The following is a 1359-nucleotide window of genomic DNA, read 5'->3' on the forward strand; positions in this document are numbered from 1 at the left end:
GTGAACTACCCCGTCCGCAAGGACGGGGCTTCGTGAGGAGTTAAGCCACCCCAAGGTAGCCTAACCCTCACAGGCCGGTTCACACGGCCACTACCGGCTATCTCCCCAATGGGAGAATCGCCGGCTACCTTTCTCAAAATGTTCAAAGCACCGTTCACATCAGCGTTTATCAAAACACCAGTGGAAGACTGGAACAGTCCACGCTTCACCCTCTTTCCAAGATACTTCTCCCTCTTTTCAATCGGTTCGAGGGCGAGGGCATCAACCTTACTCGTGTAGGCTTCATCAACCTCGATGTAGTTGATACCATACCGCTCGCACTTTGCTTTTAGTTTTTGCTTGAAAAGGCCGTAAGGAATATAATGGAAGTTCTGGTTGTTCCTCCTTCCGAGGTCGGTGTTCTGCTTTACTCCCTTCAGCTCCCCGATGACGACGTTCCCAATACCGTTCTCAAGGCAGTAGTTCACAATGTAACTTACCGCCTTGTTCATAAAGTCGTTCACCACGTTCTTCCGCTTCTTGAGAAGCCACGCCATCTTTCGCCCGAACTTAATTCCCTGCTTATCATACTGGCTTTGGAGCTTCGCCTTCTCCTTGTTCCACCACCGGTTGAAGCTCTTCAAACCCCGGCCTTCGATTATGAAGGCCGTCCCGGTGGTGGAAACACACGTGGCGAAGTTATCCAGACCCAAATCAATGGCGAGGTATTTCGAGCGGTCTAAATCCCTCTCCTCTTGCTGGACTTCATAAACGTATTCAACCTCGAACCAGAGGGCGTTGTATCTTGGAAGAATACGAATCTCCTTAATCCTGTGGCCTTTAACGTTCTTTGGGAGTGGGATTTCAAGGTGTTTAACACCATACTTCTCGGCAAAGTTCTTTCCAAGGGTGAGGATAATCCTGTCCTCTTTTACCCTGAAGGACTGGTATGGGAAGATTAGGATGAAGTGCCCGTTTTTTGGGAGGTATTTTGGTGGCCTAACGGGTCTGTTGTAGTTGCCCTTCTTTCTCTCTTTGAGCACGTGAAAGAATGAGCGGAAGTTTCTCTCCACGATTTTCATTGTTTGTTGTGCAACTTGGCTTGGCAGGAGTTTGTAGGGTTCGCTATCTTTAACCAAGTGGTAGGCTTTGGCGTAGGGTAGAAAGGTCCCATTAAGCTCGTAGTGTTGTTTAACCGTGTAGAGGGTGAGGTTGTAGAGGTCTTTGGATAAGTGTGTCAGCGTCCTGAGGAGTTTGTAGGTTTTCTTGTCCACTCGAAGGTGGTTTTTCTGGGTGAGATACGTGGGCGACCACCTATTATTTTTCTAATAGGTGAAGTTTTAAGGGTTGCGGGCTTTCATCCCCTCCCTATCGGAAGGG

General features: G+C 48.7%; 1 pseudogene. It reads right to left on the minus strand.

The annotated features are described in order from the left end of the window. Positions 1-5 precede the first annotated feature (5 nt). A pseudogene (locus GBV73_RS11040) lies at positions 6-1256 on the minus strand (RNA-guided endonuclease InsQ/TnpB family protein); the annotation flags it as partial. Positions 1257-1359: the final 103 nt, after the last annotated feature.

This window comes from Thermococcus sp. 101 C5, from assembly GCF_009372125.1.
Lineage (GTDB): Archaea > Methanobacteriota_B > Thermococci > Thermococcales > Thermococcaceae > Thermococcus_A > Thermococcus_A bergensis.